Below are 25,637 nucleotides of genomic sequence, written 5' to 3' on the forward strand. Positions count from 1 at the left end.
ATACCACCTGTTTGCGTAATCCGGAGTGCGCCCCATGTGGGCATTCGCTTGGCAATGTGAAGGAGCAGGGGCCACGCGACAAGCCTGTCGCAAATTCTGCGTTTTTTGGGCTTGCGGGACTCATGACCCGCTGCTAGTTGGCCGCCTCCCCACCGGGCCATGCGGTTCGGCGAGCGTCAGTGAGCGGGCGTAGCTCAGGGGTAGAGCACAACCTTGCCAAGGTTGGGGTCGGGCGTTCGAATCGCCTCGCCCGCTCCATTTTCCTTCAGCGACACAGTTCGAAGCGACGACCGATGCGGTTCGTCGTGTGGTGGCGTGCATTCGTCCAAACCTGCCGGTTTCGGGTTGCAACGTGGGATGCAGACGCTATTGGGCCGGTTATGTTGTATCATCATCATCGCATCGCTCTCCTCCTGTCGTCCGTCGCATTCGTCGGGGGCACGCCTGCTATCGCTCAAACGACGGAGCAACCTCCCGAGACCGAAGTTGCCAATCCAGATCGGACAGACGACGTGCATGACCGTCGCCGCGATCCGCAGAACGTCATTATCGTCAGCGCGCAGGGCCTGCGGCAATTCGACCTGCTTGCCGGGACGAGCGTGGTCGAGGACGTTGAACTCCAGCGCAATCTCGACGGCCAGCTGGGCGAGGTTCTCGCCCATCTTCCCGGCGTTTCCGCAACCGGCTTTGCCCCCGGCGCTTCGCGTCCGGTCCTGCGCGGTTTCTCCGGCGAACGTGTGAAGGTGCTGGTCGACGGGGTCGGCGCGATCGACGTGTCCAATACGTCCGACGACCACGCGGTATCGATCGATCCCTTGAACGCCGAGAGCATCGAGGTGTTGCGCGGCCCGGCCGTGCTGCTGTTCGGCAGCCAGGCGATCGGCGGCGCGGTCAACGTGATCGACAAGCGCATCCCTCGCCGCATTCCCGACGAGCCGGTCCATGTCGATGCGCTCGTCCGCGCGGATACGGCGACCGACTTGCGCGAAGCAGGCGCGTCGGTCGACGTGCCCTTCGGCCAGACCGGCCTCGTCGCCCATTTCGGCGGTAGCTGGCGCGAGACCGGCGACCTGGAGATTCCCGGCTTCTCGGTCGCACCGGCCCTGCGCGCCGAACTGCTCGAGGAAGCAGCCGAAGAAGAAGCGGAAGGCGAATTCGAGGAGGCCGACGAGCTGCGCGAAGCTGCCGATCAGCGCGGGTTCGTACCCAACACCGCCAGCGAGACCTGGTCGGCGAACGTCGGCCTCGCCTTCATCGATGGCGATAGCAAGCTGGGCGCATCCTTCGGCATTTACGACACCGCCTATGGCATTCCCGGCCGCCCCGGCGCCGGCCATCATCACGGCGAGGGAGAGGGCGGCGAAGAAGAGGAAGGCGAGGAAGAGGGCGAAGAGCGCGTCAGCATCGGCCTGCGCCAGTACCGCGCCGACCTGCTGGCCGATCTCGCATTGGGAGACGGTTTCTTCGAGCGCATGAAGCTGCGCGTCGGCTATTCCGATTACACCCATACCGAGTTCGAAGGCGACGAGGTCGGCACCGTGTTCGACGTCGGCGGGGTCGAGGCGCGGCTGGAAATCGTCCAGAACACGCAAGGCCGCTGGCGCGGATCGATGGGCGCGCAATATTACGCCCGCGATTTCGACGCCGAGGGCGCGGAGGCCTATGTCGCGCCCAACCGGACCGAGCAGTATGCGCTGTTCGCGCTGCAGGAATACGGCAATGGCCCGCTGCAGCTGGAAGGCTCGGCGCGGTTCGAGACGACGTCGGTGGACTCGGTCCCACTCGGCATCGAGCGCAATTTCGATACGCTGTCGGGCGCGCTCGGCCTCGCATACGACGGCCCCGAAGCCTTTCGCGCGGGCGTCAATGTCTCGCGCGTGGCCCGCGCCCCGAGTGCCGAGGAGCTATTCTCCAACGGCCCGCATATCGCGACGCAGGCCTTTGAGATCGGCGACCCCAACCTCGTCACCGAACGGGCGTGGGGCGGCGAAATCTATGCGCGTGGCCGGCTGGGCCGCGCCGAATTCAGCGTGGCGGCGTATCGGAGCTGGTTCGACAACTATATCTACCTGTCGGAAACCGGCTTCGAGGAAGACGATCTGCCGGTGTACGAATATCTCCAGCAGGATGCGACATACACCGGCGTCGAGGCCGAACTGGACTATACTCTTTTCGACAATGGCGACTGGAGCTTCGGCACCGAGCTGACAGCGGAATATGTCCGCGCCAAGCTGGACGATGGCAACAACGTCCCGCGCATCCCGCCGCTTGGCCTGTCGGGTGCGCTGGAAGCGTCGAGCGAGGCCATCGACCTGCGTGCCGAAGTCGAATGGTACGACGGGCAGGACGATGTCGCGGCTTTCGAGACGCCGACCGACGGCTACACTTTCGTCAACGCCTCGGTCGCCTGGCGCCCGTTGCGCGCGAACCCGGCGGTGTCGCTGCTGCTGCAGGCAGACAATATCTTCGACGTCACCGGGCGCCGCCACACAAGCTTCACGAAGGACTTCGTGCCGCTGGCAGGCCGCAACGTCACCGCAAGCGTGCGGCTTAGTTTTTAAGCGAGGTCAGTCCTCGACGGCGAAGGTGAGTTCGGCGTGGTCGCGCAGTCGCTCGACCAGTTTCTCGCCGAGGAAATAGCCCGGGGTGCCGACACCGCCTTCGCCGTCGGTTTCGAGCAGCGCCATGCCGGTTTCAGCCAGCATACGGCTGGTCGAGCCGTAGCCGGGGTCGTACTTGCCCTTCACGCCGTAATGCAGGCTCTGACCGTCCGGCATCTCGGCTACGAACAGCACGTCGTAGAACCCGTTTTCGCGCTCTTCGGGGGTCGGGCCCTCACCGGGCTTCGGCGGTTTCGCGCCGAAGGGATTCTTCATCACGTCGGCTGCCGCCTTGGCCGCCGCCTTGCCCGCGTCGCCGGGGCTGGTGAGGACCATCTCGTCATAGCGGAAATCGGTGCCCCAGGGATGGCCGAGCAGGAAGTTGGTGCGGTGGACGTTCTTCATATTGATCGGCGCCATAACGAAAGGCGCGGCCCATTTGCCCAAGCTCTGCTCGTAACGCGGGATCATGCCGTTGGGCTGGTCCGGCCCCTCGAAGCCGGGCGTCAGGCCGAAACTGCTGGTGAGGATCGGGACGAGCTTGGGATTCTTCGCCACCGCCTTCATCGTTTCGGTCAGGCTGGCGACAGTCCCGCCCGAAGCGCTTCCCGCCATCCCGCGCACGCGCCCTTTCACGCGCGGTGCGACCGAACCGAACCGCTTCTCGGCCTCCTTCTGCGCCATCAGCACGCCGAGATCGAAGGGGATCGAGTCGAAGCCGGACGAGAAACAGATGCGCGCGCCGCTGGCCTTGGCGGCCTCCATGTGCTCGTCGATCTTCTGTCGCATCCAGACCGGCTCGCCGCACAGGTCGGCATAGTCGGTGCCGGTCTTGACGCAGGCGGCGACGAGTTCGTCGCCATAGAGCTGGTAGGGGCCCACCGTCGTCAGCACGACCCTGGTGCGGTTGCACATGGCCTCGAGGCTGGCCGGATCGGACGCATCGGCCACGATCATCGGTGTGGTCGAAGGGGCGCCGATCTCGTCGCGCACCGCCGTCAGCTTGTCTTCGCTGCGGCCCGCCATCGCCCATTTCGGACCATCGTCGCGGCTGCCGTATTCGCGGACGAAGTGCTCGGCGACGAGGCGCCCGGTATAACCGGTTGCGCCATAGACCACGATGTCGAATTCCCTGTCGGCCATGTTTCTCTCCTTTGCGCGCTGCATGCGCCCCGCGCGCGGGAGAGTCAAAGCCGCGGTAGGGTGACTCCGCGCTGGCCCATGTATTTGCCGGCCCGGTCGGAATATGTGACTTCGGGCCGCTCGTTCCCCTGCAGGAACAGGAACTGGCACGCGCCTTCATTGGCGTAGATTTTCGCGGGCAGCGGTGTGGTGTTGGAAAATTCCAGCGTCACATGGCCTTCCCAACCCGGCTCCAGCGGGGTGACGTTCACGATGATGCCGCAGCGCGCATAGGTGCTCTTGCCGAGGCAGATGACCAGCACGTCCTCCGGGATGCGGAAATATTCGACCGTACGCGCCAGCGCGAAGCTGTTGGGCGGGATCACGCAGACGTCGGTGTCCCGATCGACGAAGCTATTGCTGGCAAAATCCTTGGGATCGACCACCGCGCTGTCGACATTGGTGAAGATCTTGAACTCGGGCGCGACTCGCGCATCGTAGCCGAAGCTCGACAGCCCGTAGGAAATGCACCCCTCGCGCCGCTGTGCCTCCACGAAGGGCTCGATCATGCCCTCGTTCGTCGCCTTGTCGCGGATCCACTTGTCGGAAAGAATCGCCATGGGGCGACGATTCCCGAGCCGAGCCATTACGGCAAGCGGCCCGGGAATTTTATCCGCGTCTAGCTCGCCAGCAGCGTCGCGTTTCCGCCGGCCGCCGTTGTGTCGATGCAGACCACGCGCTCGGTCGCAAAACGCGCGACATAGTGCGGGCCGCCGGCCTTGGGTCCGGTGCCGGAGAGGCCTTCGCCGCCGAAGGGCTGGCTTTCGACCACCGCGCCGATCTGGTTGCGGTTGACGTAGAAATTGCCGACCTTCGCGCGGCTTTCCACGAAGGCGCGCGTGTCGTCGTTGCGGCTATGGAGGCCAAGCGTCAGGCCATATCCGGTCGCATTGATATCCTCCACCACGCGACCGAGATCGCTCGCCTTGTAGCGCACCACATGGAGGATCGGGCCGAAATTCTCGCGCTTCAGGTCGAGGATCGAATCGAGCTCGATGATCGTCGGCGCGACGAAACAACCGGCGGCCGCTCCGCGATGCAGGCGGCGGCGCCAGACGTTGCTGCTGCCCTTCTTGCGGCGCGCGACATGGCGTTCGAGCGAGCTTTTCGCGTCCGGATCGATGACCGGCCCGATGTCGGTGGCGAGATGTTCGGGATTGCCGATATGCAGCGCCTCGAATGCGCCGCGGATCATGGTCAGCATCTCGTCATACACGTCCTCCTGGATATGGAGGACACGCAGGGCCGAGCAACGCTGGCCCGCACTCTGGAACGCGCTGGCGACGACATCGCGCGTCACTTGCTCGGGCAGAGCGGTGGAATCGACGATCATCGCGTTCTGCCCGCCGGTCTCGGCGATCAGCGTGGCGATCGGCCCGTCGCGCGCGGCGAGGCTGCGATTGATGGCCTGCGCCGTCTGGGTCGAACCGGTAAAGGCGACGCCCGCGATGCGCGGGTCCGACGTGATAAGCTCTCCGACTTCGCCTGCGCCCGGCAGCAGCTGGAAGGCTTCCTCGGGAATACCGGCTTCGTGACACAGGCGCACGGCGAGCGCCGCGATCAGCGGAGTCTGCTCGGCGGGTTTGGCCACCACCGTATTGCCCGCAGCCAGCGCGGCGGCAGGCGTACCGATGAAGATCGCCAGCGGGAAGTTCCACGGGCTGATGCAGGCGAAGACGCCGCGACCGTTCAGGGTCAGGCGGTTTTCCTCACCCGTCGGGCCGGGCAGCGGCATGGGCCCGCTGAACTGGCGGCGCGCCTCGTTTGCATAGAAGCGCAGGAAGTCGACCGCCTCGCGCAGCTCCAGCACGGCGTCGAGCAGGGTCTTGCCCGCCTCGCGCTGGCAGAGCGAGAGAAACTCGTCGGTATGCTCCTCGAACAGGTCGGCTGCGGCTTCCAGCAGCAGCGCACGCTTTTCGCCGCCGAGTGCGTTCCAGCCCGGCTGGATATCCTCGGCCCGCGTGATTGCTTCCTCGACCTCGAAATCGAGCGCATCGCGGCGCGTGCCGACTTCGGCGGAAAGATCGTGCGGCTTGTTGATCGGGGCGATTTCACCCTCCGCACCTGAGCAGAAGGTCGGCTCCGCGCGCCAGTGCTTGCGGTCGAGCTCGGCCAGACGGCCCAGCAGGGGTTCCAGCACCAGCGGGTCCGACAGATCGATGCCCGCCGAATTCTTCCGGTCGGGGAAGATGTCTTTGGGAAGCGGGATCGTCGGATTGCGATAGGGCTCCAGCGTGGCCAGCTCCGCGACCGGATCGGTAGCCAGATCTGCCGCCGGAACGTCGGCATCCGCCATGCGGTTGACGAAGCTGCTGTTCGCGCCGTTCTCAAGCAGGCGGCGCACGAGATATGCGAGCAAATCCTTATGCGTGCCGGTGGGCGCATAGATGCGCACATTGGTGCGCCGGTTGCCCTCCATCTGCGCGAGCGCGCCATAGACGTCCTCGCCCATGCCGTGCAGCCGCTGGAATTCGAAGGTCTTGCCTTCTCCCATCGCCTTGATCGAGCCGATGGTATAGGCATTGTGCGTCGCGAATGCGGGGTAGATCGCATCGTTTGCCGCGAGCAATTTGTCCGCACAGGCAAGGAAGCTGACGTCGGTCGCGATCTTGCGGGTGAAGACCGGGAAATCGCTCAGCCCGCCGACATGGGCAAGCTTGATTTCCGTGTCCCAATAGGCACCTTTGACGAGGCGGACGAAGAACCTGCGATCATGCTTGCGCGCCAGCCGGGCGACCCATTCGCACAGCGGCACGCCGCGCTTCTGATAGGCCTGGATCGCCATGCCGAAGCCTTCCCAGCGGGTGCCATCGGCGCGGGTGAACAGGCTGTCGTCGCGTGCCAGCGCTTCGATGATGTCCATCGACATCTCGAGCCGGTCGGCTTCCTCGGCGTCGATGGTGAAATGGATATTCGCATCGCGCGCCATTTCCGCCAGGTCGCGCACGATCGGCAGGAGGTCGGCGATGGCGAGATCGGCATGCATGAAGGTGTATTTCGGATGCAGCGCCGACAGTTTGACCGAAATGCCGGGCGAGGTCGCAAGATCGCCGGTAGATTCGCGCGCCAGTCGCTCGATCGCCTTCTGGTAATTGACCCGGTAGCGCTCCGCATCGGCATAGGTCATCGCCGCTTCGCCCAGCATGTCGAAACTGTGCGTAAGGCCGCGCGCCCGTTCCGGCGCTGCGCGCTTCAGCGATTCCTGGATCGTCCGGCCATAGACGAACTGGCCGCCGAGGATGCGCATGGCCTGCAAGGTCGCCTTGCGGATGACCGGCTCGCCGAGGCGATTGACCGCGCCCTTGAGCGTGCGGCGCATGCCCTTCTGCGCTTCTTCCGGGCGCTCCAGAACTTCGCCCGTCAGCATCAGCGAGAAGGTGGCGGCGTTGACGAAGGTGGAGGAGCTTTCGCCCATATGCTCCGCCCAATCGATATCGCCGATCTTGTCGCGGATCAGCGCATCGGCGGTGGCTGCATCGGGCACGCGCAGCAGCGCTTCGGCAAGGCACATCAGCGCCACGCCTTCTTCGGTCGCCAGGCCGTACTGGTGGAGGAAAGCATCGATGCCGGAGGCCTTGCGCTTGCGCGCATCCTCGATCAGCCGGATCGCAATGCCCGCAGCCTCGTCATGCAGTTTCGAGGCCCGCGACGCTTCGGCGAGACGCTGCGCGACGCAGGCGTTCTCTTCGGCGCGATAGGCGACGCGCACATCGTTGCGGGAAATAGGCTTGGGGGCTGGATCTTTCAGGGCCATTCGACTCGCTTATGGTCAGAGGAAGCGCCCCACTTGGACCTGCAACCTCTTGCTTTCAAGCGAAGTCGGCGGTTTCCGTAGCGTTGGCGGCCATCCACTCGCCCACCCGTGCCTGCGCATTGGCGGGCAAGTGCAGCCCCAGCTTGCTGCGCCGCCAGAGCACGTCTTCGGCGGTGCGCGCAAATTCGTGGCGCACGAGGTAGCGCAGCTCCGCCTCGTAGAGATTTCCGCCGAGGCATTGCCCAAGATCGTCGAGGCTTTCGGCACCTTGCAGGATTTGCGCCAGCCGTGTCCCATAGGCGCGGGCCAGTCGCAGCAGCATCTCCGGCGGCACGAAGGGGTAGTGCTCGCTCGATTGCCAGAGGAAGCGGGCGAAATCCCCGTCCTCGAACTCGCCGCCCGGCAACGATGCAGTCGCAGTCCATGGCTCGCCGGAAACGGTCATCGCTTCGCCCAGCTTCTCAAGAGCATGCTCGGCCAGTTTGCGGAAGGTGGTGATCTTGCCGCCGTAGATCGACAGGATCGGTGCACCGCCGTCGGCCTCCAGCTCGAAGACGTAATCGCGCGTGACCGTGCTGTTGCTGGCCGCATTGTCCTCGTAGAGCGGGCGCACGCCGGAATAGGTGGAGACGATCTCCTCGCGCGTCACCTGGCTCACGAAATAGCGCGAAGCGGCTTCGCAGAGATAGTCGATCTCCTCAGCCGCAATGCGGACCTCGTCGAGATTGCCTTCGTAGAGCAGATCGGTGGTGCCGATCAGCGTGAAATCCCGCTCGTAGGGAATGGCGAAAACGATCCGGCCATCTGGCTGCTGGAAGATATAGGCATGCTCGCCCGGGAAGCGCCGCGACAGGATGATGTGGCTGCCCTTGACCAGCCGCAGGTGCGAGGGCGTGCCGCTGCCGAGCGCGGCCTTCGCGAGCCGGTCCACGAAAGGTCCCGCCGCATTCACGACTGCTCGCGCCTCTATCTCGCGGTCCCCTCCCGGCGCCTGCAACGTCGCCCGCCAGCCGTCCGCCGAGCGCGCCAGCGCGGTGCATTCGGTCCGGGTCAGCACGGTCGCGCCGCGCGCCTCGGCGTCCATCGCGGCGAGCACGACGAGGCGGGAATCCTCCACCCAGCAATCGGAATATTCGAAACCCTTATTCAGGCGATCCTGCAGCACGCCGCGGTGCGGTGGCACGGTAAGGTCGACCGCCTTGCTTCCCGGCAAGCTCATCCGCCCGCCAATGTGGTCGTAGAGAAACAGGCCGGCGCGCAGCATCCAGCGCGGGCGCATGCTCGGCTCGTGCGGCATGACGAAGCGCAGCGGCCAGATGATATGCGGCGCGGCACGCAGTAGCACTTCCCGCTCGCGCAGGGATTCCGCCACCAGCCGGAATTCGTACATCTCGAGATAGCGCAGGCCGCCATGTACCAGTTTGGTGCTGGCGGAAGAGGTGTGGGAAGCAAGGTCGTCCTTCTCCACTAGCAGCGCGCGCATGCCGCGACCCGCCGCATCGCGCGCAATGCCTGCGCCATTGATGCCGCCGCCGACGACCAGTAGGTCGTAAGCCTGGCTCATCCCCTGCCCAGCAGGCGGCCTGCCACCGCGTCCAGCTTGGCGACCAGCGCCCTGTCGTGTTTGTCCGGCGCGGTAATCACCGCGTCGGCGAGCGCCTGGTCGATGGGCGAAGGATTGCGCTTCTTTGGCAGGCCCTTGCAGAAGATTTCGACCGCCTTGCGCGCGATGGCGGCATTAGCGTTCATCTGCTTGACGATCTCCGCGACATCGACGCTTTCCGCATCGTCGCGCCAGCTGTCGTAATCCGTCACCATGGCAAGCAGGGCGTAGGGCAGCTCCGCCTCCCGCGCGAGTTTCGCTTCGGGCATGCCGGTCATGCCGATAACCTCGGCGCCCCAGTGGCGGTAGAGCTTGCTTTCCGCACGGCTCGAGAACTGCGGGCCTTCCATCGCGAGGTACGTCGCGCCCTCGCTGCACCCGCCGCCCGCTTTCTCGACTGCCTTGAGCGCGTGCTTCGACAGGCGCGGGCACACCGGTTCGGCCATGCTGACATGGGTGACGAAGCCGTCACCGTAGAAGCTCGAGGGGCGGCCCCTGGTGTTGTCGATGAACTGGTCGACGGTCACGAAGCGGCCGGGCGGCAGCTCTTCGGACAGCGAACCGACCGCGCTGATCGCGAGAATATCGGTGCAGCCCGCCCGCTTGAGCGCATCGATATTGGCGCGCGCGTTGATGCTCGAAGGCGCGATGCGGTGGCCGCGCCCGTGCCGCGGCAGGAAGCGGACGCGAACATGGCCGATCGTGCCGCACAGGATCTCGTCCGACGGCTCGCCCCAGGGCGACTTGACCGAAATCCACTGCGCATCCTCCAGCGCATCCATCGCATAGAGGCCGGAGCCGCCGATAATTCCGATGGTCCAGTCGCTCATGCCAGTCGTTCCATTGCTTGCATCATGCGCGCATCGGTGAAGCTTCGCACCCGCGCTGTCCAGCCCCTTGCGGACCTTCCTGCAACCAGTGCACGCCGCATGCGTATTCATGGACAACGGGGGCGCACTCGCCTTGACTTGCGCGGCGCATTCCCGCCGAACGGATCGCGATTTTATGCCGGAGGACACCCGAATGCCCGACCAGACGCTTGCCATCACGCTTGCTGGCCTAAGCGAAAGATTGCAGGAGCTTCATCGGCAGACGGCGCTGACCCCGCTGTTCAATCCCGTGTTCCAGCTGTCGCTCGACCTGTCGCGGCGGCTTGAGCGGGACGAGATCGGCATTGCGGAGCTTTCCCGGCTGATCGAGGAGCTGGAGGCCAAGTCGCTCGATGCGCGGGCGGAGCGGCTGCGCTGTCTTGTCGTGCCGCAGGACGCAGAGCAACGGCTTGATCGCCAGACTTCGGCCGATGGCGAATTCGACGCATTCCGCAATTTCTGGGAGCACCCGCACATGCAAACGGTGTTCACCGCGCATCCGACCTTCCTGCTGACGCCCGACCAGTCCGCGGCCGTAGCGCAGGCGGCCTCGCACGGCGGCGGGATCGCGCCCGGCAAGAGCGGCGAGCGGCCCGAGATCACGCTGCGCTATGAACACGAGCGAGCGATGTCTGCCATTGCCAATGCGCAGGACGCGCGCGATCGCATCGTGAGCGAGACGCTGGATACTGCGCATGAGAAATGGCCAAGCCGCTGGTTCGATTTCACCCCGCTGCCGTTCCGCTTCGCCACCTGGGTCGGTTACGACATGGACGGGCGGACGGATATCAAGTGGTACACCTCGATCGCTTTCCGCCTCGCCGAAAAGGCGCAGCGGCTGGAGCGCTACGCAGCGCAACTCGAAGCGATCGACGACGACCATGAATTGCTCGGGACGCTGCGGGCCGCAGCCACCCGCACGAGGGCAAGCGCCGACGAGTTCGCGGGAGACCTTTCGGACGCAAACGACTTGTCGGCAGCCGCCAACCGGCTGACCGAGGACGGCGAAGGTAAGCTACTATCCTTGCGCCAGACCATCGCGCAGCTTGAAGGCGAGGCGGCATCCTCCACCGCGGAAAAAGCCATCGCCCTGCGGACCCTCACTGCCGCGATGCGCGCCGACGGCCTCGGCATGGGTTGGATCCACTTCCGCGTGAACGCCAAGCAACTCCATAATGCGATCCGCACCCGGCTGGGGGATGCGGCGGACATCGATCTCGGCAGTCGCGGTGCGCTGGCTGCACTGCGCGAGCTGATCGCCAATGTGGAGCCCGCCAGCGCGAACTTCGCCAGCCTCGCGGTCGAAAGCTCGACTGCCGTGCGGCAATTCCTCGTGATGACGCAGATCCTCAAGCATATCGACGCCGATGCGCCGATCCGCATGCTGGTCGCCGAGTGCGAACAGCCCGCGACCGTCCTTGCCGCGCTCTATTTCGCCAAATTGTTCGGGATCGAGGACAAGGTCGACGTCTCGCCGCTGTTCGAAACCGAGACTGCGCTGGAGCATGGCGGCCGCTTCCTCGACGCGCTGCTGGCCGAGGACGAATATCGGACATACGCCAATCGCCGTGGCCGGATTGCCATCCAGACCGGCTTCTCCGATGCCGGACGCTTCGTCGGCCAGATCCCGGCCAGCCTCGCGATCGAGCGCCTGCAAGGCCGCCTGGCGCAGGCGATGGAGAACAACGGGCTGACCGATGTTGCCGCGCTGATCTTCGATACTCACGGCGAGGGAATGGGCCGCGGCGCGCATCCCTCCAGCTTCGAGGATCGTATCGAATGGCCGCTGTCGTCTTGGTCACAGCGCCGCTTTGCACGCGCCGGCATCCGGTTGGAGCCGGAGGCCAGCTTCCAGGGCGGCGATGGTTATCTGTTCTTCGCCACGCCCGAGCTGGCTTTGGCGACGCTTACCAAGATCGTCGAGCACACGCCCGCGCACACCGATGCGCAGGTGCCGACCGATCCTTTCTATCGGCGCACCGACCTCAGCCTCGATTTCTATCGCGCGATCAAGGAACACCAGCGCGACCACTTGGAAAGCCGGACCTACAGCCGCGCGGTGACGGCCTTCGGCCTCGGCCTACTGAACAAGACCGGCAGCCGCGTCTCGCGCCGCCAGTCGGACCTCTCTGCCGATCGCGAGATGAGCCTACGACAGATCCGCGCGATCCCTCACAATTCGATCCTCCAGCAGCTCGGCTATCCGGTGAATATCATCGCCGGCATCGGCAGCGCGGCGGAAGGAAATATCGAGGACATCGCCACGCTGCTCAACGAAAGCGCGCGTGGGCGGCAAATCATGCGGCTGGTCCGCGCCTCCAATTCGCTCGCCAGCATCAAGACCGTGGCTGCCTATGGCGAGCTGTTCAATTCCGCCTATTGGGCGAGCCGGCCCTATCGCGGGACCGAAGATCACCTTGGCGAAGCCTGCGAGGCGCTGGCGGAATATCTCATTTCGGACGATCGCAACGGAGTCTTCCGCCGCCTCGCCTCGCGCCTGCGCGTCGATGCGCTCAAGCTCCATCGTTTGTTCGAACTCGTGCCCGATGAAGAGCCGCATCCCGATCGCGAGAATGTGCGCCGGATCATCGGTGTGCTTCAGGCGGTGCGCCTCGCACTGCTCCAGCATATGTTCCTGAAAGCGGTCTCGGTCCCTGCCTTCAGCCGGGCGAACGACATCAGCCGCACCGACGTGCTGGAAATGGTCTTCTCGCTCCGCATCGACGATGCGCTGGCGCAGTTGCGGCGTGCTTATCCGGTCAGCTTCCCGCGCAAGGACGATTTCTCGATGGATGAGGAAGGCGAGTATCCGCGCGGACAGGGCGAAGGCTATGCCGATATTCGCGAGCGCTATATCGACCCGATCGACGATGCCTATGCGCTGTGCCTGCGTATTTCGACCTGCATCGCCAATGAGTTCGGCGCGCACGGCTGATTGATTCGCCAGCGGTTTGGCCTATCCTACCCGAAATCCATCGGGTGGGGGACCGGATCGTGATCGATATTCTTATTTGCATTGGCGCAGTGCTACTGAGCGTCGCAGTTATTCTTGCGATTGCGTTCAGGATCGTGCGGCGGGGTGCGCTGACCTTCGAGATCGACGGCTTTTACACCCATGTGATGGACGGCGATCCCGGCCCCATCATCCGAGATGTCCAGCGCGACGCGACTGCGGCGCTGGAATGCAAGCTCGACGATCCGATGAGCTGTTCCATCAAGGAAGCGGTGGAATGCCATGTCGAGGCCGAGGCGCCGGAGTGCAACGTGCTCTTGCTCTCGGGCGGCGGCCAGTGGGGCGCTTTCGGCGCGGGGTTGTTCAAGCGGTTGAGCGAACAGAGCGGTCCCAAGGAACTGGGGCTGGAAGGGATCGGCGTCATCACCGGAATATCGACCGGTTCGCTGCAGGCGCTGATGCTGATGGTGGCCCTCGATCCGAAGCAGAGCCCCGTAATGCGTCGCCATGCGCTCGACCGGCTGGTGTGGGGCTATTCGCCAGAGAAGGAGAGCGAGGTCGTGCGCCATACGGGCCTCGCGCTGGTCCCGTTCTTCGGCTCGGCCGCAGGCACTGCGCCACTGCGCAAGCGGATCATCGAGGCACTGTGTCCGGGCGGCGATTGCAAACTCGTCGAGGCCATCGGAAAGTCCAGCATCGCGGGTTATGCGGGCTTCGTCGAAGCCGACGACGGCAGCTTCCGCTACGCCGATTTGCGCGAACTGGTGAACAAGGCGCCGAGCCTGGAGAAAGCGGCGGAGGCGCTGGCGGCGGCCACCATGGCATCGTCGGCCATGCCGGTCTTCCACCAGCAGCTGAGGGTGGCCGGATCGGATGGCAAGGCAGTGTCGCTCTATGACGGCGGTGTGCGGCGATCGGTCTTCTTCGACCGTACCATGGCTATCGTCGATCGGCAGGTGCGCAAGGAAATGGCGTCGCATGGAGTGACCAAGGCTTCGACCATATCGCAAGAGAGCTTTGCAGCGGAATATCGCAAGACCGCGCCCAAGGTCTACGTCGTCCGCAACGGGCCAACGGTGCGCAAGCCTGCGCCCGAGCTTAACCGCAAGTCCGGCCCGCTCAAGAATGGCCAGCGCGGGTACGACCTGCTCGTCAACGAAAGCGAGATCGGCGCGATCGCTGCGCTGCGCCTTGGCAATCCCTATGGCGAGATCCTGCTGACCACGGCCGATATGTACGATACCTTCCCGAGCACGGTCGGCGAGAACTTCAAGGACGACGAGATGTTCAAGCCCGCTTTCATGGCGCGGCTACGCGACCTCGGCCGGTTCAAGGCGGATCGCAAGGACGGCCCCTGGTGGGAGCTCAGCAGGCTCGAGACGTAAGGATAGGATGTCCGGACAAAGACTGTTGGTGCGGTCGAGAAGACTCGAACTTCCACGGGTTATTCACCCACAACGACCTCAACGTTGCGCGTCTACCAGTTCCGCCACGACCGCACACAGTCTGCATCGAGAGCGCGTGAATCGCACGCCGTCCCGCCGGTAGAAGCGCGCCACTAGCAGCGCCGCCACGCCCTCGCAAGCATGTTTGTGAGTGGTTCGGCCCGGCTAACGCGGGGCCCAGCCGATATCCGCGAATACGGCCGATTTCGGCACGTCGGTCACGGCTTCGTTGATGGTCATTTCCTCGCCCGGAGCCAGCGTCGGCTGCGGCGGGTTGACGACCCAGCTGTAAACCTGCCGCTCCCGCTGGTCGAGCAGCACGATAAGGATCGGCGGTACATTGCGGCTTTCGCGCGCAGTGTTGCTCACCACGATCTTCGCACCGAAAAATTCCGTCCCGTTGGGCAGCGTGCGCCGCTCCTGCTCCTCGACCGGAAAGGACAGTTCGAGATCAGGCTGCGCCTGCCCGAACAGCGGCTTCGACACCGGCACCCAATCCGGCAGGCCGACGTAATTCACCGTGAGGATCGTGCCTACCGCCAGCAAAGCGAAGACCGCCGCGGCGATCGTCCACATCTTGGTGATGTTGCGGCGCGGGCGGAACGGCGGGGCATGGTCGAAGCTGGACGCGCTGTCGTCCGTATCTTCGGGTTCGGGCGCGGGCGGCAAATCGTCCTGCACCTCACCATAGGGTGGTTCCGCCTCGTCGAAATCCGGCCCGTCGCGCTGTTCCTCGGCAGCAGGGTCGGCACCGCCATAGCTGACGTCCGAGGCGGTGGCTGATGCGTCCGCATTCGTGGTGGCCGGCTGGGGGACAGGCGCGGGTTCGGGGGCCGGTTTCGGAGCCGGAGCCGGAGTTGGCGTGGCGGCAGCAGGGGGAGGCGGCGCAGGCACCGCAGCGGCCGCTGCGATCTGCTCTGCATCGGGTCCGTCCTGGTACCAGCTGTGCTTGCATTTCGCGCAGCGCACCGTCCGGCCTTCGATCCCGATGGCGCTATCGGGCACCACATATCGGGTCGAACAGGCGGGACAGGCGATGATCATGGTGAATACCTGCTTAGGGCGGCAGGCGAATCACGACAAGCGAGATGCCTGTTCGCAACCGCGCAGGGCGGCTTTTTTCCACATCGATGCGCGGTTATAGGCCTTGGCGACGATGAACGGCGCCATCAATCCTCCCTCGATCCGGGCCGAACGCGCGTGAGCGTGCCGGAAAGCGAGATCGTGCAGTTCGACAATGTCGGCCTGCGCTACGGCACCGATCGCGAAATCCTCTCGAACATTTCCTTCACCCTGTTTCCGGGCCGGTTTTACTTCCTCACCGGGGCGAGCGGGGCGGGCAAGACCTCGCTGCTCAAGCTGCTCTATCTGGCGCAGCGCCCGTCGCGCGGGGCGATCCGCATGTTCGGCACGGATGTCATCACCCTCCCGCGCGAGCGGCTGCCCGCCTATCGCAGGCGCATGGGCGTGGTATTCCAGGATTTCCGGCTGGTCGATCACTTGAGCGCTTTCGACAATATCGCGCTGCCGCTGCGCGTGTCGGGCGTGCGCGAAGCCGATCTGCAGGGGCCGGTCACCGACATGCTCGAGTGGGTCGGGCTGGGCCACCGCGCCGAGGCGCGTCCGGCGACGCTGTCTGGCGGCGAGCAACAGCGGGTGGCGATTGCCCGCGCGGTCATCGGTCGCCCCGACATGCTGGTGGCCGACGAGCCTACGGGTAACGTCGATCCCGAAATGGCGCTGAAGCTGATCCGTCTCTTCGAAGCGCTCAATCGCCTGGGTACGACGGTGGTGGTTGCAACGCACGACGTTCACCTGATCCGCAAAGTGCCGGATTCGCTCATCATGCGGCTCGACAAGGGGACGCTCGCCGACCCGACCGGTGCCTTGCGCTATCCGCCCCGACGGGTCGAGGCCGGGCGATGAAGCGCCCTCCCGTCGTCACGCGCGCAGTCGAGCGCGGCCTGTCGCCCTTCCGCGGGAAGCGAGCGGCACATCTTCTGCCGCGCGCCCGGTTGGGTGGGCCGATGCCTTGGGTGATCGCGATCATGGTCGCCATCACGGTGCTCGCGACGGCGGGCGGGCTGGCCCTGTCCAATCTCGTCGCGCGGGCGAGCGGGGATCTGGCCGGTAGCGCGACAGTGCAGATCGTCGACCCCGATCCCCGCACGCGTAGCGCGCAAGCGGAGGCCGCGCGCGATATCCTTGCTTCCGATCCGGTCGTCGTGAGCGTCGCTGTCCTGCCTGAAGATGAGGTGGAGGCATTGCTCGAACCGTGGCTTGGTGCCGGGGCCGAGGACGATGCCCTCCCGATACCGGCTTTGATCGAGTTGCGTTTGCGCGACGGTTCGAGCGAAACGGAACTGGCCCGGCTCGCCGATCGGTTGGCAGAGGCCGCACCTGACGCGCGGATCGATGCCCAGTCGGACTGGCTTGCACCGGTGCTCGGCGCCCTCTCCGCCTTGCGCTGGATGGCGTTCGGCCTCATCACCCTTCTTGCCTTCACCGGTGCCGCCGCCGTCTGGCTGGCAGCGCGCAATGCGCTCGGCTCCAATCGCGACACGATCGAGATCGTCCATCTGCTCGGCGGAAACGACGACCAGATCGCGCGCATCTTCCAGCGCTCCATCCTGCTCGATGCGCTGGTCGGCGGGCTGCTTGGCCTGTTGGCCGGATTTGCGGCCGTGCTGCTTATGGGAGCACAATTCGCGGTACTCGATTCCGGTCTCGTCGCGGGTGGCGGGCTCGAGAGGCTCGACTGGATGCTGCTCGCGCTGGTTCCGCTTTTCGCCATCGCGATTGCCGTCTACACGGCGCGCATGACCGTCCTCTCGTCCCTCAGGAAAATGCTGTGATCCTGCGTTTCGTCGCTGCCATACTGCTTGTCTATGCTTTCGGTTTCCTCGGCTTCGCGATGACGCTGCCCAAGCCGCTTGCCGGTGAGCCGACCGACGCGGTAATCGTTCCGACCGGCGGTCCCGGGCGGATTGCGCGCGGTCTCGATATCGTCGATCGGGGCCTGGCCAAGGAACTGTTCGTATCCGGTGTCGATCCCGAGGTGACAACGGAAGAGTTCGCCGCCGAATTCGACGTGTCGTCGAGAACGATGGATTGCTGCGTGACGCTGGGCCGCCTTGCGGTCGATACGCGCAGCAATGCGGGGGAGGCGGCGGAGTGGCTCAAGGAGCACGACTTTTCGTCCGTCCGCCTGGTTACGACCGACTGGCACATGGCCCGCGCGGCAAACGAATTCAGCGGAGCGCTGCCGGAGGGCACGGTGATCGAGAAGGATGCGGTGGTTTCGTCGCCCGAACTCGCAACGCTGTTCCTCGAATACAACAAGCTGATCGCGGCGGCGGTCTCGCAAGGCCTACCCGTCTGACGCCGCCATGCGATACTTGCGCAATTTCGCTTTCTACCCGGCCTTCTATCTCGGCTCGCTGTTGATTACGTCGGCGTCGCTGATCGCCCTGCCGTTCAGTGTTGAGCGCTTTCGCTATTTCGTACGCATGTGGTCGAATTGGCAGCGTTGGTGCCTGACGCACCTGCTTGGCTGCGAGATCGTGATCGAAGGGAGCGGCCCGCTCGACGAGCCGGTGCTCTACGCGGTCAAGCACGAGAGCTTTTTCGAGGCGATCGATGCGCCCGCACTCTTCGACACGCCGAGCGTATTCGCCAAGGAAGAGCTGTTTCGAATTCCCCTATGGGGTCGCGCTGCCGCTGCGTTCGGACTGGTCCCCGTGCAGCGCAATGCCGGCGCGCGGGCTCTGATGCAGATGATCCGCTCGGCCAAGGCGCTGGTGGCGGACGGGCGGCCGCTGGTCATCTTTCCCGAAGGCACCCGCGTGCCGCATGGCGAAACCAGACCACTCCAGTCGGGCTTCGCGGGGCTTTACAAGATGCTCGGTCTGCCGGTCGTACCGGTGGCGGTCGACAGCGGGCCGGTCTATCACCGCGGCCTGAAAAAGCCGGGCCGGATCACCTATCGTTTCGGCGAGCCGATCCCGCCGGGTCTCCCGCGAGACGAGATCGAAGTCCGCGTGCGGGAAGCCATCAACGCGCTGAACTGAACGCGGCTCAGGTCCCGGTAAATTCGGCCTTGCGCTTCTGCAGGAAGGCCATGCCACCCTCCATCGCGTCCTTCGTGCCGCCGGCAATTTTCTGTGTCTCGGCTTCGGCGCGCAGCGTGCTGCCGAAGTCGGACTGCAGCCCGTCGCGCAAGGTCTGCTTCATCAGGCCGAGCGCTACGGTGGGGCCATTGGCCAGCCTTTCGACCAGTGCATTGGCCTCGTCCATCAGCGCATCGTCCTCGACGCATTTGTAGATCAGGCCGATCCGCTCTGCTTCCTCGCCGTGGATCTTCTCGCCCAGCATCATCATCCGCGTGGCCTGCGCCGTGCCGACGAGGCGGGGGAGCATCCAGCTCGATCCGCCGTCGGGCACCAGGCCGATATTGACGAAGGCCTGCAGGAAGTAGCCGCTTTTGCCCGCCAGCACGAAATCGGCCGCCAGCGCAATCGAGCAGCCGACACCTGCGGCAGGACCCTGCACGGCCGAGACCACCGGCACCGGCAGGCTGGCGAGTGTCTGCACCATCGGGTTGTAATGCTGGGTCAGCGAGCGGAATGCGCCTTCGCCGCCCGTCACCGAACGCTCACCGCGCGCAGACAGGTCGGCACCCGAACAGAAGGCGCGGCCTTCGCCGGTCAGCAATACTGCGCGGGCATCGTCCAGATTGCGGACCGCGTCGAAAATCTCGTCCGCCATTTCGGGCGGGCAGGCGTTAAGGCGTTCCGGCCGGTTGAGCGTGACCTTGAGGACATTGCCGGTCTTTTCGGTCTTGATCGTCTGGTAATCGCTCATTGGTCGGCCTCTCTCGTCTCTTTCGTTGCGGTTTTGCGGTCTGCGCAATCGCGTTCGTAATTGCAACCCATCGCGCAGCTTGGCATGCAGGCCGCAACGCGAGAGGAGAGATACGCTTATGACCGATACCGCCAGCCACGGCCCGCTCACCGGCCTCAAGGTCGTCGAATTCCAAGGAATCGGGCCGGGCCCGCATGTCGCCATGCTACTCGCCGACATGGGGGCCGAGGTCGTGCGGATCGAGCGGCAGGGCTACCAGCCGATGAACCCGGTGGTCGAACGCGCCCGGCACCGCGTCGCCGTTGATTTGAAAAGCGATGAGGGCAAGCAATTCTGCCGCGATGCGTTGGCCAAGGCCGACGTGCTGATCGAGGGATTTCGTCCGGGCGTGATGGAGCGCCTTGGCCTCGGTCCCGACGAGCTGCTCCAAGCCAACCCGCGCCTCGTCTATGGCCGCATGACCGGTTGGGGGCAGGAGGGGCCGCTGGCGCAGGCCGCTGGGCACGATCTCAATTATATCGCCATCACCGGCGCGCTCGATGCTATCGGCAAGAAGGGCGATTTGCCGATCCCGCCGCAGAATCTGGTCGGCGATTTCGGTGGCGGCTCGATGTATTGCGCGCTGGGCATTCTCGCCGCGCTCTACGAACGTGAACGTAGCGGGAAGGGGCAGGTGGTCGACGCGGCGATCGTCGACGGCGTGACCAGCCTGATGAGCTTCTTCTTCGGCCAGCCGCCAAGTTCGATCCGCACGACCGAGCGCGGCACCGGCCTGCTCGGCGGTGCGGCCCATTTCTATCGTTGCTACGAATGTGCGGACGGCAAAGAGATCAGCGTCGGCGCGATCGAACCGCAATTCTATGCCGAGCTGCTCCAGCGCGCCGATGCGCCGGAGAAGTTGCGCGATGGGCAGATGAACCCGGCGAATTGGGACGACTACGCTGAAGACCTTGCCGCGATGTTCAAGACGAAGACGCAGGCCGAATGGGTCGAGCTGCTCGAAGGCACCGATGCCTGCTTCGCCCCGGTCGTGCCGATGGACGAGGCGCGCGAGCATCCGCACATGAAGGCGCGCGAGGCCTATGTCGAACATGGCGGCCGCTGGCACACGGCGCCCGCGCCGCGTTTCGACCGGACGCCGAACACCATCCGCGATGCGGCGGAAGACGGCGAAGAGGTGGTGGCGCGCTGGCGCGAAGGGAGCTAGTGGCTGCGCGCATAGAGGAGATACCCATGCGCGACTGCACCAAGTTCTACATCGACGGCCAGTGGGTCAACCCGGTCACCGAGAACCCCCAGCCGGTCGAGAACCCGGCGACCGAGGAAACCATCGGCCACATCAGCTTCGGCACCAAGGCCGATGTCGACAAGGCCGTCGCCGCGGCACGCCGAGCGTTCGAAAGCTTCTCGCAGACGAGCAAGGAAGAGCGCCTGACGCTGCTGCGCGCGATCCAGGCCGAAATCGAGAACCGCAAGGAAGAGCTCGCGACAGCGGTCAGCGACGAAATGGGTGCACCGATGAGCCTCGCCAACGGACCGCATGTCGGCCTGCTCGCCGGGCACTGCGCCAAGGCTATTGAAGTGCTCGAAGGGTTTGCGTTCGAGCGGCAGGATGGTCCGACCCTCCACGTCTGGGAACCGATCGGCGTGGTCGGCATGATCACGCCGTGGAACTGGCCGCTCAACCAGATCGCCTGCAAGGTCTTCCCCGCGCTGGCGACCGGCAACACCATGGTGCTCAAGCCGAGCGAGATCGCGCCGTTCAACGCCTATATCTTTGCCGAGATCATGGATGCGGCCGGCGTTCCGGCAGGCGTTTTCAACCTCGTCAACGGCGACGGGCCGGGTGTGGGCGAGGCCATCAGCGGCCATCCCGATATCGACATGGTCAGCTTCACCGGCTCGACCCGCGCGGGTGTGCTGATTGCCAAGAACGCGGCCGACACGGTGAAGCGCGTCGCGCAGGAACTGGGCGGCAAGAGCCCGAACATCGTGCTCGACGACAGCGCTTTTGCCAAGTCGGTGGCCAAGGGGACCGTCGGCATGATGGGCAATTCGGGCCAGACCTGCACCGCCCCCAGCCGCATGTTGGTGCCGCATGCGCGCATGGAAGAAGCCAAGGCCGCCGCAAAGGAAGCCGCCGAGGGCGTGGTGCCCGGCGATCCGAAAGGCAATGCCGCTATCGGCCCGGTCGTCAGCCGCACGCAGTGGGACAAAATTCAGGGCCTGATCGAGAAAGGCATCGAGGAAGGCGCCACGCTGGTCGCAGGCGGCCCCGGCAAGCCCGAGGGGCTGGAGACCGGCCACTACGTCAAGCCGACCGTGTTCGCCGATGTCGATAACGACATGACTATCGCCCGCGAGGAAATCTTCGGACCCGTGCTGACCATCATCGGCTATAAGGATTACGACGACGCGATCCGGATCGCCAACGACACCGAATACGGCCTCGCCAGCGCGATTACGGGCGAGGACATCGAACAGGCCCGCAGCCTCGCCAAGCGCATCCGCGCCGGCCGGGTGGCGATCAATGGCGGCTACGACATGAATGCGGCTTTCGGCGGCTACAAGAAGTCGGGCAACGGCCGCGAATGGGGCGAGTGGGGCTTCCACGATTTCCTCGAAGTGAAAGCCGTGATGGGGCATAGCTGATGGCGGGCCGGCATTTCGACGAATGGCAGGTCGGCGACCGGATCGAGCACGAGATTCGGCGCACCGTCACCGAGACGGATAATCTGCTCTTCACCACCATGACTCACAATCCGCAGCCGTTGCATCTCGATGCCGAAGCGGCGAAGGACAGCGAGTTCGGCCAGATCCTCGTCAACGGCACCTTCACATTCTCGCTGATGGTGGGGCTGTCCGTGGGGGACACCACACTCGGCACGCTGGTCGCCAATCTCGGTTACGACAAGCTGGTGATGCCCAAACCCGTGTTCATCGGCGATACCCTGCATGCGACGAGCGAGGTGATCGGCCTGCGCGAAAGCAAGTCGCGCCCCGGATCGGGCATCGTCACTTTCGTGCATGAGGCGATCAACCAGCGCGGCGAGGTCGTCTGCCGGTGCGAGCGTTCGGCGTTGCTGAAGTCCGCAGCTGCCTGACAGCGAACACTTTTTCGCTTCTCGCACGTTGAGGGCGTTGAGGAGAGCAGGATGAATAAGGAGGAGCCCGAGGGCGTCGAGGAAGTCCTCGGGCAGCTCGACGACCTGACGACGAAGTCGGGCAAGGTTTGCATCAGCGACGTACTCGACGATTTCGGCGGGCGCAGCTTCGGCCCGTTCATCATGCTGCCGGCTCTGCTGGAGCTTACTCCGGTGGGCGGAATACCCGGCGTCCCGACCTTCCTGGCCGCACTCATCGCGCTCGTCGCCGTCCAGTTGCTCATCGGCAAGGAGCACATATGGATGCCCGGCTTTCTCCAGAACCGGGCGGTCGAGAGCAAGAAACTGCACAAGGGAATCGCTAAGCTGCGTGGTGTCGCGCACTGGCTCGACGAGCACAGCCACGGGCGGCTAAAACCGATGACGCAGGGCGTGTGGGTCAAGATCGCCGCGCTTGTGGTGATCCTGCTGTGCATGACCGTCCCGCCGCTCGAAGTCCTTCCGTTTGCCAGTAGCGGACCCATGCTGGCGATTGCCGCCATCGGCCTGGCACTGACAGTGCGCGACGGCGTCGTCATGCTGATTGCCCTGGCGCTCGGCATCGCAGCGATCGGAGGAGGGACGTATTACTATTACACCTCCGACGAAGAAGAGGGCGGCGGCCAGACGGCGATGGCTCCCATTGTGATCGAGCATCTCTCTGCCTGAGAGCGAAAATATCGCGGGCGCAGTCAACTTGCCATTCACCGCAGCGATCCTACATTACCGGCGATGAAAGGATTCCGCGCATGAGCGACCAGAACACTCCGCCCGAGCCCGAGGGCAACGGCCCGAACCCGTGGGTGAAAAGCCTGATGGTGTGGGGCGGTATCTTCCTTGCCCTGCTGATGGTGGTGTCCGCCTTCGGTGGCGGGGGCCAGGGCAGCGGCGCGCAGATCCTTTATTCCGACTTCCGCAGTAAGGTAGCCGAAGGGTCGGTCGCTTCGGTGCAGATCTCGGAAACCCAGATCACCGGCGAAATGAAGAACGGCGAAGCGTTCAGCACCATGCGCGTCCCCGATGATTCGTCGCTGACCGAGCTGCTCAACGCAAATGGCGTACAATATACCGGCAAGGAAGCCGACGGCGGGAATATCCTGCTCTATGCGCTGATCCAGATCCTGCCCTTCATCCTGATCCTCGGCATCGCTGTGTTCGCCTTGCGCCAGGTCCAAAAGGGCGGCGGCGCAGGCGGTGCGATGGGCTTTGGCAAATCGAAGGCCAAGCTGCTGACCGAGCGCCAAGGCAAGGTGACCTTCGAAGATGTCGCAGGCATCGACGAGGCGCGTGAGGAGCTGGAAGAAATCGTCGAGTTCCTGAAGGACCCAAGCCGCTTCTCCAAGCTCGGCGGCCAGATCCCTAAGGGCGCGCTGCTGGTCGGCTCGCCCGGTACCGGCAAGACGCTGCTCGCCCGCGCGATTGCAGGCGAGGCAGGCGTCCCTTTCTTCACCATTTCGGGTTCGGACTTCGTCGAGATGTTCGTCGGCGTCGGCGCGAGCCGTGTGCGCGACATGTTCGAGCAGGCGAAAAAGAATGCGCCCTGCATCCTCTTCATCGACGAGATCGACGCCGTCGGTCGCAGCCGTGGCCACGGCCTCGGCAATTCGAACGACGAGCGCGAGCAGACGCTGAACCAGCTGCTGGTCGAGATGGACGGCTTCGAGGCGAACGAGGGCATCATCATCATCGCGGCGACCAACCGCCCCGATGTGCTTGACCCCGCGCTGCTGCGCCCGGGTCGCTTTGATCGCCAGGTCGTGGTGCCGGTGCCGGACATCGACGGGCGCGAGAAGATCCTCGCCGTCCATATGAAGAAGCTGCCGCTGGCGCCCGACGTGAACCCGCGCACGATCGCGCGCGGCACGCCGGGGTTCTCGGGCGCGGACCTCGCCAACCTCTGCAACGAAGCCGCCCTGCTGGCTGCTCGCCGCAACAAGCGCCTCGTCGCCATGCAGGAATTCGAAGACGCGAAGGACAAAGTCATGATGGGCGCGGAACGTCGTTCCATGGTCATGACCGAGGACGAGAAGAAGATGACCGCCTATCACGAGGCCGGCCACGCGCTGGTTTCGCTGAACGAGCCTGCATCGGACCCGATCCACAAGGCCACCATCATTCCGCGCGGCCGCGCGCTGGGCATGGTGATGCGCCTGCCGGAACGGGACAGCTACTCCTACCACCGCGACAAGATGCATGCGAACCTTGCCGTCGCCATGGGCGGACGCGTGGCGGAAGAGATCATCTTCGGTCACGAGAAGGTTTCGAGCGGCGCCTCGGGTGACATCCAGTATGCCACCGATCTGGCCAAGAACATGGTCACCAAATGGGGCATGTCCGACAAGCTTGGCCCGCTGCAGTACGAGCAGAGTCAGGAAGGCTATCTCGGCATGGGCCAGACCGCGCGGACGATGTCTGGCGCCGAAACAAACAAGCTGATCGACGAAGAGATCAAGCGGCTGGTGGAAGAAGGCCTCAAGCGTGCGACCGACATCCTGACCGATCAGGAAGACAAGCTGCATTTGCTTGCCCAGGCGATGCTCGAATACGAAACGCTGACCGGCGAAGAGATCGATCAGCTGATGAAGGACGGCAAGCTCAACCGCCCGGACGAGCCGAAAGGCCCGATTTCGGTCAAGCCGTCCGCCGGGGCTGCAGTCCCGAAAGCCGGCAAGAAGTTCGGCGGCGGGGCTGCGCCACAACCCGGCTGACAGGATCTGTGCTGGCGTTTAGCCGGTGTTCAGCAGACATCATGAAAGGCTCCGTTCGTGGTGTTGGGACGGATCCTTTTTCTATGCGAACATATCTCCTGGCCGGTCTCGGCCTGCTGGCATTTACAACTTCGGCGAGCGCAGGGCCGGCCGATGTGAATGCGCAAGCATTTTACGCCGATGCACAGCAACTCATGGGGAAGGGCATGCGCGCGATGTTCGACAAGCGGACCAAGCCGCGCATGGCGCAGCTCAAGGCCGCAGCAGAACTGGCCAAGGCCGAGAACGAACGGGCGACTGCCATGGGCCAGCCCATCTATTGCGTCAGCGATGCGGAGCGAAAGATGGGGCTTAATGCCAATGCTGTCGTAGCAATGCTCGGCGCAGTACCGGAGAGTGACCGACGGCGTATGACGCTGGCGCACGCATGGCGCGCCGCGCTGATTCGTAAATACCCCTGCCGGTGATCGCTGCTCCCGGAAACGCGACGGGCAATTCGCGCGTTATGGGGTCAGAA

General features: G+C 64.7%; 20 protein-coding genes and 2 tRNA genes. 14 read left to right on the top strand and 8 right to left on the bottom strand.

What is annotated here, in order from left to right; translation table 11 throughout:
* Window positions 1-183 precede the first annotated feature (183 nt).
* Together P8R33_RS12355 and P8R33_RS12360 are read left to right on the top strand one after the other, a co-directional pair.
* Window positions 184-258 (top strand) — tRNA-Gly (locus tag P8R33_RS12355).
* A 254-nt stretch (window positions 259-512) separates the two neighbouring features.
* The gene (locus P8R33_RS12360) at window positions 513-2,561 is read left to right on the top strand and encodes a TonB-dependent receptor (protein ID WP_278329267.1); all 2,049 of its coding nucleotides are present in this window, start codon (window positions 513-515) and stop codon (window positions 2,559-2,561) included.
* Window positions 2,562-2,567: 6 nt separating this feature from the next.
* Here P8R33_RS12360 and P8R33_RS12365 read toward each other — a convergent pair whose 3' ends face one another.
* From P8R33_RS12365 to mtnP, 5 genes are read right to left on the bottom strand one after another with little or no spacing between them, the layout of a single operon-like run.
* Window positions 2,568-3,743 (bottom strand): saccharopine dehydrogenase family protein, encoded by a 1,176-nt coding sequence (locus P8R33_RS12365; protein ID WP_278329268.1) that lies wholly within the window; start codon window positions 3,741-3,743, stop codon window positions 2,568-2,570.
* A gap of 44 nt (window positions 3,744-3,787) precedes the next feature.
* A complete protein-coding gene (gene dcd, locus P8R33_RS12370) occupies window positions 3,788-4,342 on the bottom strand; it encodes a dCTP deaminase (protein ID WP_278329269.1) in 555 nt (184 codons plus the stop codon).
* Between the two features lie 59 nt (window positions 4,343-4,401).
* Entirely contained in the window at window positions 4,402-7,536 is a 3,135-nt protein-coding gene (gene putA / locus P8R33_RS12375; protein WP_278329270.1) for a bifunctional proline dehydrogenase/L-glutamate gamma-semialdehyde dehydrogenase PutA, read from the bottom strand.
* 55 nt (window positions 7,537-7,591) lie between these two features.
* Window positions 7,592-9,100 carry a glycerol-3-phosphate dehydrogenase gene (gene glpD, locus P8R33_RS12380; protein ID WP_278329271.1) on the bottom strand — a complete coding sequence of 503 codons (1,509 nt, stop codon included), beginning with the start codon at window positions 9,098-9,100 and terminating at the stop codon, window positions 7,592-7,594.
* Window positions 9,097-9,969 carry an S-methyl-5'-thioadenosine phosphorylase gene (mtnP, locus tag P8R33_RS12385; RefSeq protein ID WP_278329272.1) on the bottom strand — a complete coding sequence of 291 codons (873 nt, stop codon included), beginning with the start codon at window positions 9,967-9,969 and terminating at the stop codon, window positions 9,097-9,099. The genes glpD and mtnP overlap by 4 nt, the downstream gene beginning before the upstream one ends.
* A gap of 193 nt (window positions 9,970-10,162) precedes the next feature.
* On the opposite strand from mtnP, the gene P8R33_RS12390 reads away from it, so the two are divergent.
* Together P8R33_RS12390 and P8R33_RS12395 are read left to right on the top strand one after the other, a co-directional pair.
* Window positions 10,163-12,943, top strand: coding sequence for a phosphoenolpyruvate carboxylase (locus tag P8R33_RS12390; RefSeq protein WP_278329273.1), 2,781 nt, complete (start codon window positions 10,163-10,165; stop codon window positions 12,941-12,943).
* Window positions 12,944-13,002: 59 nt separating this feature from the next.
* Complete coding sequence (locus tag P8R33_RS12395) at window positions 13,003-14,346, top strand: patatin-like phospholipase family protein (RefSeq protein WP_278329274.1); 1,344 nt, start codon at window positions 13,003-13,005, stop codon at window positions 14,344-14,346.
* A 26-nt stretch (window positions 14,347-14,372) separates the two neighbouring features.
* On the opposite strand, the gene P8R33_RS12400 is transcribed toward P8R33_RS12395, so the two are convergent.
* Window positions 14,373-14,460: transfer RNA gene (locus tag P8R33_RS12400), tRNA-Leu, on the bottom strand.
* Between the two features lie 111 nt (window positions 14,461-14,571).
* Window positions 14,572-15,450: an MJ0042-type zinc finger domain-containing protein gene (locus P8R33_RS12405; RefSeq protein ID WP_278329275.1), complete on the bottom strand. Its 879-nt coding sequence runs from the start codon at window positions 15,448-15,450 to the stop codon at window positions 14,572-14,574.
* Between the two features lie 156 nt (window positions 15,451-15,606).
* Here P8R33_RS12405 and ftsE point away from each other — a divergent pair, with 156 nt between their 5' ends.
* The 4 genes from ftsE to P8R33_RS12425 are packed head-to-tail and all read left to right on the top strand — an operon-like array spanning window position 15,607 to window position 18,476.
* Window positions 15,607-16,332, top strand: coding sequence for a cell division ATP-binding protein FtsE (gene ftsE, locus P8R33_RS12410; RefSeq protein WP_278329276.1), 726 nt, complete (start codon window positions 15,607-15,609; stop codon window positions 16,330-16,332).
* Window positions 16,329-17,261 carry a cell division protein FtsX gene (locus P8R33_RS12415; RefSeq protein WP_278329277.1) on the top strand — a complete coding sequence of 311 codons (933 nt, stop codon included), beginning with the start codon at window positions 16,329-16,331 and terminating at the stop codon, window positions 17,259-17,261. Before ftsE ends, P8R33_RS12415 begins: the two co-directional genes overlap by 4 nt.
* Window positions 17,258-17,788, top strand: coding sequence for a YdcF family protein (locus tag P8R33_RS12420; protein WP_278329278.1), 531 nt, complete (start codon window positions 17,258-17,260; stop codon window positions 17,786-17,788). The genes P8R33_RS12415 and P8R33_RS12420 overlap by 4 nt, the downstream gene beginning before the upstream one ends.
* A 7-nt stretch (window positions 17,789-17,795) precedes the next feature.
* Window positions 17,796-18,476, top strand: a complete 681-nt coding sequence (locus tag P8R33_RS12425; protein ID WP_278329279.1) for a lysophospholipid acyltransferase family protein — start codon at window positions 17,796-17,798, stop codon at window positions 18,474-18,476.
* A 7-nt stretch (window positions 18,477-18,483) separates the two neighbouring features.
* Here P8R33_RS12425 and P8R33_RS12430 read toward each other — a convergent pair whose 3' ends face one another.
* Entirely contained in the window at window positions 18,484-19,269 is a 786-nt protein-coding gene (locus tag P8R33_RS12430; protein WP_278329280.1) for an enoyl-CoA hydratase-related protein, read from the bottom strand.
* 118 nt (window positions 19,270-19,387) lie between these two features.
* Here P8R33_RS12430 and P8R33_RS12435 point away from each other — a divergent pair, with 118 nt between their 5' ends.
* The 6 genes from P8R33_RS12435 to P8R33_RS12460 all read left to right on the top strand — a co-directional run bounded on the left by P8R33_RS12435 (window position 19,388) and on the right by P8R33_RS12460 (window position 25,587).
* A complete protein-coding gene (locus tag P8R33_RS12435) occupies window positions 19,388-20,476 on the top strand; it encodes a CaiB/BaiF CoA transferase family protein (RefSeq protein ID WP_278329281.1) in 1,089 nt (362 codons plus the stop codon).
* A 26-nt stretch (window positions 20,477-20,502) separates the two neighbouring features.
* Window positions 20,503-21,921: an aldehyde dehydrogenase family protein gene (locus P8R33_RS12440; RefSeq protein WP_278329282.1), complete on the top strand. Its 1,419-nt coding sequence runs from the start codon at window positions 20,503-20,505 to the stop codon at window positions 21,919-21,921.
* The gene (locus P8R33_RS12445; protein ID WP_278329283.1) at window positions 21,921-22,373 is read left to right on the top strand and encodes a MaoC family dehydratase; all 453 of its coding nucleotides are present in this window, start codon (window positions 21,921-21,923) and stop codon (window positions 22,371-22,373) included. The genes P8R33_RS12440 and P8R33_RS12445 overlap by 1 nt, the downstream gene beginning before the upstream one ends.
* Window positions 22,374-22,424: 51 nt before the next feature.
* On the top strand, window positions 22,425-23,081 hold the full coding sequence (locus P8R33_RS12450; protein ID WP_278329284.1) for an exopolysaccharide biosynthesis protein: 657 nt from the start codon (window positions 22,425-22,427) through the stop codon (window positions 23,079-23,081).
* Between the two features lie 80 nt (window positions 23,082-23,161).
* Entirely contained in the window at window positions 23,162-25,120 is a 1,959-nt protein-coding gene (ftsH, locus tag P8R33_RS12455) for an ATP-dependent zinc metalloprotease FtsH (protein WP_278329285.1), read from the top strand.
* A gap of 83 nt (window positions 25,121-25,203) precedes the next feature.
* A complete protein-coding gene (locus tag P8R33_RS12460; RefSeq protein ID WP_278329286.1) occupies window positions 25,204-25,587 on the top strand; it encodes a hypothetical protein in 384 nt (127 codons plus the stop codon).
* Window positions 25,588-25,637: the final 50 nt, after the last annotated feature.

It is taken from the genome of Qipengyuania flavescens (genome assembly GCF_029688735.1).
GTDB lineage: Bacteria > Pseudomonadota > Alphaproteobacteria > Sphingomonadales > Sphingomonadaceae > Qipengyuania.

Excerpts from the sequence above, each read along its gene's own strand:
- P8R33_RS12365 (WP_278329268.1), bottom strand. The coding sequence starts at position 3,743 with ATGGCCGACAGGGAATTCGACATCGTGGTCTATGGCGCAACCGGTTAT.
- P8R33_RS12435 (WP_278329281.1), top strand. The coding sequence starts at position 19,388 with ATGACCGATACCGCCAGCCACGGCCCGCTCACCGGCCTCAAGGTCGTC.
- P8R33_RS12445 (WP_278329283.1), top strand. The coding sequence starts at position 21,921 with ATGGCGGGCCGGCATTTCGACGAATGGCAGGTCGGCGACCGGATCGAG.
- P8R33_RS12425 (WP_278329279.1), top strand. The coding sequence starts at position 17,796 with ATGCGATACTTGCGCAATTTCGCTTTCTACCCGGCCTTCTATCTCGGC.
- P8R33_RS12440 (WP_278329282.1), top strand. The coding sequence starts at position 20,503 with ATGCGCGACTGCACCAAGTTCTACATCGACGGCCAGTGGGTCAACCCG.
- dcd (WP_278329269.1), bottom strand. The coding sequence starts at position 4,342 with ATGGCGATTCTTTCCGACAAGTGGATCCGCGACAAGGCGACGAACGAG.
- P8R33_RS12450 (WP_278329284.1), top strand. The coding sequence starts at position 22,425 with ATGAATAAGGAGGAGCCCGAGGGCGTCGAGGAAGTCCTCGGGCAGCTC.
- P8R33_RS12415 (WP_278329277.1), top strand. The coding sequence starts at position 16,329 with ATGAAGCGCCCTCCCGTCGTCACGCGCGCAGTCGAGCGCGGCCTGTCG.
- glpD (WP_278329271.1), bottom strand. The coding sequence starts at position 9,100 with ATGAGCCAGGCTTACGACCTACTGGTCGTCGGCGGCGGCATCAATGGC.
- P8R33_RS12390 (WP_278329273.1), top strand. The coding sequence starts at position 10,163 with ATGCCCGACCAGACGCTTGCCATCACGCTTGCTGGCCTAAGCGAAAGA.
- mtnP (WP_278329272.1), bottom strand. The coding sequence starts at position 9,969 with ATGAGCGACTGGACCATCGGAATTATCGGCGGCTCCGGCCTCTATGCG.
- putA (WP_278329270.1), bottom strand. The coding sequence starts at position 7,536 with ATGGCCCTGAAAGATCCAGCCCCCAAGCCTATTTCCCGCAACGATGTG.
- ftsH (WP_278329285.1), top strand. The coding sequence starts at position 23,162 with ATGAGCGACCAGAACACTCCGCCCGAGCCCGAGGGCAACGGCCCGAAC.
- P8R33_RS12460 (WP_278329286.1), top strand. The coding sequence starts at position 25,204 with ATGCGAACATATCTCCTGGCCGGTCTCGGCCTGCTGGCATTTACAACT.
- P8R33_RS12405 (WP_278329275.1), bottom strand. The coding sequence starts at position 15,450 with ATGATCATCGCCTGTCCCGCCTGTTCGACCCGATATGTGGTGCCCGAT.
- P8R33_RS12430 (WP_278329280.1), bottom strand. The coding sequence starts at position 19,269 with ATGAGCGATTACCAGACGATCAAGACCGAAAAGACCGGCAATGTCCTC.